The following is a 9011-nucleotide window of genomic DNA, read 5'->3' as shown; positions in this document are numbered from 1 at the left end:
TGTGCTATGCCGGCTTGGGTCTGCTTTGCTAGACTTGCTAGTCAGTTAGGTAAAACGATGTATCAAATTAAGCAAGGACTTCTTGATGACTATATTTGTGAGCAACTTCGTTGCCCTTCGGTTAGGTTTGCGTAAGTCCTATAAACTAAAAATTATACTTTAAGCATTTTAGGTGAATAAAATCATCGGGGCAAGATTTAAATTTGCCAAAAACTGTGCTTAAATCAAGGCTAAATAGAAATAGGAAATGACTCGGATGACAGTGGCTTATTGGTTACATGTACAACATGGCAATATTGATTTGCCAAATGATGCCATGCCCTTTGGTACAGCAGAACAGCTTGCTTTACAACAACGACCATATTTATGTATTGCCCATTATAAAGGCTATCCTGTGCATTTATTGTTAGATGATCCACAAGATTTTGCCAACGTGCAAGACCATGTCGATTATCAAAACTTGCGTAGCCAGTTGTATCGTAGTAGTGCCGAATTTCAAGTGCTGAGCCGTGCGGTGGGCTTGGCGGAGTTTTTTCAAGATTACCAATTTTGCCATGTTTGCGGACATAGCCTAGAGATGCACACGACTCAGATTGCCAAAGTCTGTAGCAATTGTCATCGTCAGCATTTTCCACGCATCAATCCATCCATTATCGTGGCGGTACGCAAAGGACGACAAATTTTACTTGCTATGCATAACAGGTGGCGACAAAAACCGATTTATACGGTATTGGCAGGTTTTGTGGAAATTGGTGAAACCATTGAGAATGCCACGCATCGAGAAGTATTGGAAGAAAGCGGTATTCACATCAAAAATTTGCAATATCTACAAAGCCAACCGTGGTGTTTTCCCAACTCATTAATGCTCGGTTTTTTGGCAGAGTATGACCATGGTGACATCGTCATTCAACAAGAAGAATTGAGCGATGCCCAATGGTTTGATATCGACCATTTACCTGAAAATCTGCCTGAACAAGGTACGATTTCACGCTTTTTAATTGAACAGACAGTGCAACTTATTCGGCAGTCAAATATACAATAACTGAGCAATAATATGCGTTATAATATATTCAAATCTCATATGAAAACAGGTATCTACTATGACTACGCCAACATCAACGCCATTATCAGCAACGCTCGATGCCGATGAACAACCGTTTTTGGCACGTAGCGAACATAGCGGTAATCCTTATGCCAGCGACGCACGACACTATGCCCCGACCGAGCATTTGTTTGATGAAGTGATGATTGAAAAATACAACCGCCAAGGTCCACGCTATACGTCTTATCCAACCGCATTAGAATTTCAACCGATTGCCGAAGGTGCAGAAAGTAAAATCTTACAACAACGCAATCAACGCGTGCCATTATCATTATATTTTCATATTCCGTTTTGTCGCCATCTTTGCTATTACTGTGCTTGTAATAAAATCATTACCAAAAAAAATGCCGATGCAGGCAATTATTTAGATTATCTTTTTGCAGAAATTCGACAAAAACGTGCCTTATTACAAGGTGAGCCAGTGGTTGAACAATTGCATTTGGGTGGTGGTACACCGACCTTTTTGAGCGATGAAGAGTTGGTGAAATTATGGCAATTTTTACAAAGCCAATTTACCTTGAGCACTGAACCAATTGCCGATTATTCCATTGAAATTGATCCACGAGAATTACGCCCAAATACCTTAAAAGTCTTGCGTGAACTGGGCTTTAATCGGGTCAGTTTTGGTGTGCAAGACCTTGAAGAAAAAGTACAAATCGCCGTCAATCGTGTGCAATCTGAAAGCATGATCCAACAAGTGATGTACGAAGCGCGTGCCTTGGGTTTTCGTTCAATCAATATTGATTTGATTTATGGTTTGCCACATCAAATGGTTGAAAGTATGCGTCATACGGTAGAGCGGATTATCGCCATGTCGCCAGACCGTTTGTCGGTATTTAATTATGCACATTTGCCTGAACGCTTCAAAGGACAACGTCAAATCAATGATGCCGATTTACCTAATCCGAGCGATAAACTTGCCATGTTGGGCAATACTATCAATGCCTTGAGTACGGCAGGTTATCAATATATTGGTATTGACCATTTTGCCAAGCCTGATGATGAATTGGCAATCGCTCAACGTGCGGGCAAATTGCATCGTAATTTCCAAGGTTATACTACACATGGCAATTGTGATTTGCTCGGTTTTGGCGTGTCATCGATTAGTCAAATTGGTGAAAATTATCTGCAAAACAGCACGGATTTAACCGAATATAAAGCCATGGTTGATGGCAAGCAATTGCCTGCGGTAAAACGCATTCAAGCCAAATTGCCCGACCAATTGCGTCGTTATGTGATTATGAATTTACTTTGTCATGATTATATTGATTTTAAAGATATCAATAGCCGTTTTAGTGTCGATCCGACCAGTTATTTTATCGAAGAAATTCAACAATTGGCAGAGATGCAAGCGGATCAATTGATCAGTATGGACGGCAGTGGTATTCGTATTTTACCTAAAGGGCGTTTGCTCGGGCGTAATGTGGCAATGGTATTTGACAGCTATCTAGGTAAAAAACATCAAAATCGTTTTAGTAAAGTGATTTAAGATATTGATTTAATAATAGAGTGGGCATCCTTGCCCACTTGATGTCACGATATCCGAAAATTAACCAATCTGAATCTCCGCATTTGGATGGCGAACATGGCTTTTCTTGGATGATGCAATCAGATAAATGAGTGTGATTGGACCCAAACGCCCTGCAAACATCAAAAAGCAAATCACGGATAGACTTTGGTCTGATAATTGCCCTGTAATGCCCCGTGATAAACCCACAGTACAGACCGCAGAAATAACTTCAAATAATACACTTAAAAAGTCTAATTTCGGATCAAAAATCAAAATCACAAATACCCCAAGCACGATATAAATACAAGTCGCAAAAGCCACTGCCAAAGCTTTAAAACTACTTTCTGGACTAATTGAGCGTTTAAACACAGTGACTTCATCACCACTACGGAAAAAAGTAATCACCGTTAAAATCAAAATTACAAACGTACCAATTTTAATACCGCCAGCGGTACTTAGTGAACCGCCACCAATAAACATCAAAATCGCCGTCAAAAAAATTGATGCAGGGGTTAATGCTGCCATATCTACACTATTAAATCCTGATGAACGTGGCACAGTGGCATGAAACCACGCATGGGTAATTTTCTCAAATACCGACATATGTCCCAAAGTCAGTGGATTATTCTGTTCTAATAAATAAATTAAAATAAATGCGACCGTATTTAAAACCAACATCCCTGATAATATAATTTTGCTGTTGGTACTGATTTTTTTCCAAGAACGATTTTTTTTAATATCCATTAAAACAATAAAACCTGTCCCGCCAATAATATATAAACCACTTAATACATAGAATATACCTAAATCATGGCGAAATTTCAGCAAACCATCCGAAAATAAAGAAAAACCTGCATTATTAAAAGCCGAAACACTATAAAAAAAGGCATAAAATGCCCCATATTCAAAGCCATAAATCGGTGCCCAATAGGCAGTCAAAATTAAAAAACCAATACACTCGAAGGCTAAAGTATAAATTAAGAGATTAAAAGTAATACTTTTGACACTGGCAAGACTGGTTTGTCCTAAGGTATTTTGGGCGAAAATCTGTTGTTTTAAACCGAGCTTGGGCGATAAAGTTAATGCTACTAAGATGGCAAAAGTCATAAAACCCAAGCCCCCAGCTTGAATCAGTAATAACACAATAAATTGCCCAAAAAGCGTTAAATGCGTATCCAAACCAATGGTAGCAAGCCCTGTGATGGTCACTGCGGATGTGGCAGTAAAAAACGCATCCATCCAACGCAAATCACCATGATGAGATATGGGTAATTTTAATAAAAATGTACCTAAAATAATAAAAAAAGCAAAACCCAAAGCCAATAATGATGGCGGGCTTAGGTTAATCATATAGTGTTTGATATTTAGTAGCTCAAATATACGATGTTTTAATCGTGTTTTTAAGGGTAATTTTTTGCTATAAACCGAAACAACCCGATGTTCAGCAAGGTGTTTTTTGCTTCTTTGCATATGGTTATTGCTATCATCTTGCATTTTGGCTGTCCTTAAAAATTCAATAATATTAATGCTTAAAAATAGATATTAATTTTTTAAGAATCGATGTGCCAATTTTTGCAATTCACTCACATGCCCTTCCAAAATCAACGTATCATTTTGATTTAAAGTAAAATCTTCATCAATATGATCGATAATCTGTTGTCCACGTTTAAGTAATACAACTTTGACATTATTGGCATTACGTACTAAGCCCAATAAATTAATATCTTGTAAATAATCAGGAATACGCACTTGCACAATATAATAGTCATCATCCAAAGACATATAACGACGAATCATCGGATAATTTAATGCTTGTGCAATCCGCACACCCATATCTTCTTCTGGGTGAATAATTTTTTTAATATTAAAATGCGATAAAATATTATGATGGGCTTTGGTTTTTGCCTTGGCTAAAATATTGTTTACTCCAAGGTTTTTGAGATTTAAAATACATAAAATACTTGCTTCAATGTCTTCACCAATCGCTACAATCACCGCATCGCATTCTTGTACATTCAGCTCAAGCAATACTCTCTCATCTGTGGCATCGGCAATCACGGCATGCGTCAGCACATTAGCAAGATTTTCGACATTTTTTTTCACCAAATCAATACCAATCACATCGTGCTTTAAATGGCTAAGCTCTTGTGCTACGGTTGCACCAAAGCTCCCCAAACCAATCACTGCGAAAAAAGCCATAACGTACTCAAATCAGTCAAAATATTTGGCTTATTATAGCGATAAATTGGCAAAAGTGTATACGTGGCATAAAGAAACCGCCTAGCATACACTAGACGGTTTCTTTATTTGGCAAAATTTTACTTTGGCAAAAGATTATTTTTTATCATCTTTTACTTCAGTAAATTCAGCATCTACCACGCCATCATCGGCTTTTTGGTTGGCTTGACCGCCTTGGTTAAAGGTATTTGGATCAAAACCTTCCGCACCGCCTTGTTGAGATGCTTGTTCATAAGCACGTTGCGTGATTGGCATGATGATATTTTGCAAGTTTTCAGTTTTTGCTTTGATATCATCTACATCATTTTCTTTGGTCGCTGTTTCTAGCTCAGTTACCGCAGTTTCAATCGCCGTTTTTTCATCGCTAGTCACTTTGTCACCCAAGTCTTTCACTGCTTTTTGTGCACTTGAAATCAATGAGTCTGCTTCGTTACGTGCTTTCGCCAACTCTTCAAACTTACGGTCTTCTTCAGCATTCGCTTCAGCATCACGAATCATCGCTTCGATTTCTGCATCGCTCAAGCCAGAGTTTGCCTTGATTTGAATTGATTGTTCTTTACCAGTACTTTTATCTTTTGCAGACACTTTCAAGATACCGTCCGCATTGATGTCAAAAGACACTTCGATTTGTGGTACGCCACGTGGAGCTGGTGGAATGTCGCCCAATTGGAAGTTACCTAACAATTTGTTTTGAGCGGCCATTTTACGCTCACCTTGGTAAACCGAAATATCTACCGCAGGTTGGTTGTCAGCAGCGGTTGAGAATACTTGTGATTTCTTCGCAGGAATCGTAGTATTTTTCTCAATGATTGGCGTTAATACACCGCCCATGGTTTCAATACCTAAGGTTAATGGTGTCACGTCAAGCAACAATACGTCATTCTTGTCACCAGACAATACCGCACCTTGAATCGCTGCACCAATTGCTACCGCTTCATCAGGGTTAACGTCTTTACGTGGCTCTTTACCAAAGAATTCTTGTACTTTCTGTTGTACCATTGGCATACGTGATTGACCACCAACCAAGATTACATCAGAAATATCAGAAGCCGATAAACCAGCGTCTTTCAATGCGATACGGCAAGGCTCAATCGTGCGAGCAACCAAGTCAGCTACCAAGCCTTCTAATTTGGCACGAGTGATATTCATTACCAAGTGTTTTGGACCAGACGCGTCAGCAGTGATATATGGCAAGTTGATTTCTGTTGCATTTGAAGAAGACAATTCAATTTTGGCTTTTTCAGCTGATTCTTTCAAACGTTGCAATGCCAATGGATCGTTTTTCAAATTAACGTTTTGCTCTTTTTTGAACTCTTCAACCAAGTAGTCAATCAAGGCATTGTCAAAGTCTTCACCACCAAGGAAAGTATCACCATTGGTTGACAACACTTCGATTTGTTGGTCGCCATCAAGATCAGCAATTTCAATGATCGATACGTCAAAAGTACCACCACCCAAGTCATATACCGCTACTTTACGGTCGCCTTCTTTTTTGTCCATACCGAATGCCAATGCCGCAGCAGTTGGTTCGTTGATGATACGTTTTACATCAAGACCTGCAATTTTGCCTGCATCTTTGGTCGCTTGACGTTGTGCATCGTTAAAGTAAGCAGGAACAGTAATCACCGCTTCGGTTACCGTTTCACCCAAATAGTCTTCTGCAGTTTTTTTCATTTTTTTCAAAATGTCTGCTGAAACTTGTTGTGGTGCAAGTTTTTTGTCATTGGCATCAACCCAAGCATCGCCATTGTCAGCTTTGATGATTTTGTATGGCACAAGACCGATGTCTTTTTGTACCGCTTGGTCTTCATAACGACGACCGATCAAACGCTTGATTGCGAATAATGTATTTTTTGGGTTAGTGACTGCTTGACGTTTTGCAGATTGACCAACTAAGGTCTCACCGTCTTTATACGCGACGATAGATGGTGTAGTACGTGCACCTTCAGCATTTTCGATAACTTTTACTTTGTCGCCTTCAAGTACTGCAACGCATGAGTTGGTTGTACCCAAATCAATACCGATAATTTTAGCCATAATATTCACCTTTAAAAAATTTCAAAATGTTTGTTCCGATGTGCTTGATATATGCCCCGTTAAAAATTTTTCAAGTAAAAATTGCAAAAAGATGTTAAAAAAATTGCAAAAAAATCAAAATACCTAAAAAATTCATGGGATTGTCAGTTTGGTCAATCATTGATTCGCTGAATTATGCACCAACCATGACCATAGCTGGGCGTAATAAACGACCATTTAGGGTATAGCCTTTTTGCAAAACGTTACCGATTTGGTTGGCTTTGGCATTTGGGTCAATACCGACTGCTTGGTGAAATTCCGCATTAAAACCATTTTCGGTATCCACTGCCACGACACCAAATTTTTCTAAGGTTGAAAGCAGTGATTTTAAGGTCAATTCTACACCTTCAAGCAAAGCAGTTTTTTCTTCGCCTGTGGCTTGGATGGCACGTTCTAAATTGTCCACGCTATCAAGCAAAGCTTTGGCAAATTTTTCCAAAACCACTTCTTTGTGTTTTTCGCTTTCACGTTGTACACGTTCTACACTTTTTTGTGCTTCGTACACCGCATTAGCAGTGCGTGCTTTTTCCAATTTTAGATCATCATTGAGTTGAGCGATTTCAGCTTGTAAGCTGTCGATGCTGATTTCAGTATTGGTCGCTTCAGTTTGCACTACGCCATCTTGCTGTTCTTGCTCAAGATTTGGGTTTTGCTCGGTCATGTTTTTACTCCGATTAAATAGGTTTTTGAACATGGGCAAGTCCTGTAAACATGTTGGTTTTTTGCCATGTAAACAAAGAAAATAAGCCATGACAACAGTCGTTCTGCCACAGCTTCTGCCACAGCAATAAATCAATAATTACTGCAGAAATAGGGATAGATAACGACAAATTCAAGTTAGATAAGTTGTTTTGCTTTAAAATTAATTGAAAAACACCATGAAATTGTATGGCTTTGGTGAATTATTCGGCGTTTTGCTTGTTTTTTGACGTAACGCCTATATCTTATTTTTATCTTCATTTATTTTTGTAAGGGGTGTCAGCACTGATGACCACAAATCCACAACCTAACTCTCACAAGAAAGGTAATTTTTTTTCTAAAGCCGTGCTTAGCTTGTTTGTTTTAAGCATTGTTGCTGTTGCATCAGCGTTTTTTGCTATGCAATGGTATAAAGATAAACAACCCAAAATTGATGTTTTGACCAGTGCAGGTGTGTTGCAACGTATTCAGCATCTGAGTAATTTAGAAACAGTGGCTTATCATATCGATACTGTAGTGACTAGTCATAAAGAAGGTACGTGGAATAAATTGTGGCAAGACGAACAAAAAGGCTTGTTCGTGGTCAGTGGACGTGTGTCGGCAGGTTTAGATTTAAATAAACTGACTCAAGAGCAAGTGCAAGTGTCAGAAGATGGCAAGAATATTCGTATTCAATTGCCAGCGGTACAAGTATTATCGAGCAGTTTGGACAAGACCGAAATGTATGATGTCAAAACAGGCTTACTTGGTTTTGTAGATATTGATCCCGCATTATTGACCGAAGCACAAACTGCGGCACGAGAAAAAATCGTGGCAACCGCATGCCAATCAGGCATTCTTAAAACTGCCAACGACAATGCTCAAAAACAAATCGAAACATTATTTAGCTTAACCCAAGCTCAAGTCACCGTGACGACTTCACCTGTACCAAATTGCGGTTAATTGCTTTAAAAAAAGAGCATATATTGATGAAATATATGCTTTTTTATTCACCAAAATAAGTATGCTTGTTAAAACTGTAACAACCTAAAAAGTTTAATTTGGTGATAGAGTTCGATTTTAGATTTCTTGCATCAAAATCATAAATTAAAAATACTGCATTAAATTTCGATGGTTCGATTAAAAGGGAAATATCTTGTTCAAGCTGTTTGGAAAAAGTATTACCATAAGAATGTTGGCGAATTTGTTGCAGAAAAAAGGGTTGATGTTCAACATTAAAATTGCTTTCGCTAAGATCTTCATCATAATAATCAATAGCAAAGTCCTGCATAAATTGACTATCTATATCGTTTTCATAATAAATATCAAGATAATAGACCTCTTGCGAAAGTTTTGATATAATGACAAGATGAGATACGAAACAATCAAGGGCTTTAGCGACAGCCA

Annotated in this window: 8 protein-coding genes; 3 read left to right on the top strand and 5 right to left on the bottom strand. The window is 38.4% G+C overall.

Going from position 1 to position 9011, the window contains the following annotated elements:
* The first annotated feature begins 247 nt into the window (after positions 1-247).
* Both nudC and hemN read left to right on the top strand, forming a co-directional pair.
* On the top strand, positions 248-1042 hold the full coding sequence (gene nudC / locus ACEYX7_RS09820; protein WP_374804003.1) for an NAD(+) diphosphatase: 795 nt from the start codon (positions 248-250) through the stop codon (positions 1040-1042).
* Positions 1043-1100: 58 nt separating this feature from the next.
* On the top strand, positions 1101-2591 hold the full coding sequence (hemN, locus tag ACEYX7_RS09815) for an oxygen-independent coproporphyrinogen III oxidase (protein WP_374900505.1): 1491 nt from the start codon (positions 1101-1103) through the stop codon (positions 2589-2591).
* A 60-nt stretch (positions 2592-2651) separates the two neighbouring features.
* Here hemN and ACEYX7_RS09810 read toward each other — a convergent pair whose 3' ends face one another.
* The 4 genes from ACEYX7_RS09810 to grpE form a co-directional block, all read right to left on the bottom strand.
* Positions 2652-3962, bottom strand: coding sequence for a TrkH family potassium uptake protein (locus ACEYX7_RS09810; protein WP_374804019.1), 1311 nt, complete (start codon positions 3960-3962; stop codon positions 2652-2654).
* A gap of 192 nt (positions 3963-4154) precedes the next feature.
* Positions 4155-4811, bottom strand: coding sequence for a potassium channel family protein (locus ACEYX7_RS09805; RefSeq protein WP_374806919.1), 657 nt, complete (start codon positions 4809-4811; stop codon positions 4155-4157).
* A 135-nt stretch (positions 4812-4946) separates the two neighbouring features.
* On the bottom strand, positions 4947-6887 hold the full coding sequence (gene dnaK, locus ACEYX7_RS09800) for a molecular chaperone DnaK (RefSeq protein WP_374900503.1): 1941 nt from the start codon (positions 6885-6887) through the stop codon (positions 4947-4949).
* Between the two features lie 172 nt (positions 6888-7059).
* Positions 7060-7620 carry a nucleotide exchange factor GrpE gene (grpE, locus tag ACEYX7_RS09795; RefSeq protein WP_374806917.1) on the bottom strand — a complete coding sequence of 187 codons (561 nt, stop codon included), beginning with the start codon at positions 7618-7620 and terminating at the stop codon, positions 7060-7062.
* A 293-nt stretch (positions 7621-7913) separates the two neighbouring features.
* Between grpE and ACEYX7_RS09790 the strand changes: the two genes are divergently transcribed.
* Positions 7914-8567 carry a DUF4230 domain-containing protein gene (locus ACEYX7_RS09790; protein WP_374804013.1) on the top strand — a complete coding sequence of 218 codons (654 nt, stop codon included), beginning with the start codon at positions 7914-7916 and terminating at the stop codon, positions 8565-8567.
* 43 nt (positions 8568-8610) lie between these two features.
* Here ACEYX7_RS09790 and ACEYX7_RS09785 read toward each other — a convergent pair.
* Positions 8611-9011, bottom strand: a 401-nt coding sequence (locus ACEYX7_RS09785; RefSeq protein ID WP_374900501.1) for an immunity 22 family protein, incomplete at its 5' end; no start/stop codon positions are given.

The organism is Hubeiibacter jixunmingi, assembly GCF_041928215.1.
Lineage (GTDB): Bacteria > Pseudomonadota > Gammaproteobacteria > Pseudomonadales > Moraxellaceae > Acinetobacter.
This window is presented reverse-complemented; position numbering and strand designations above follow the sequence as displayed.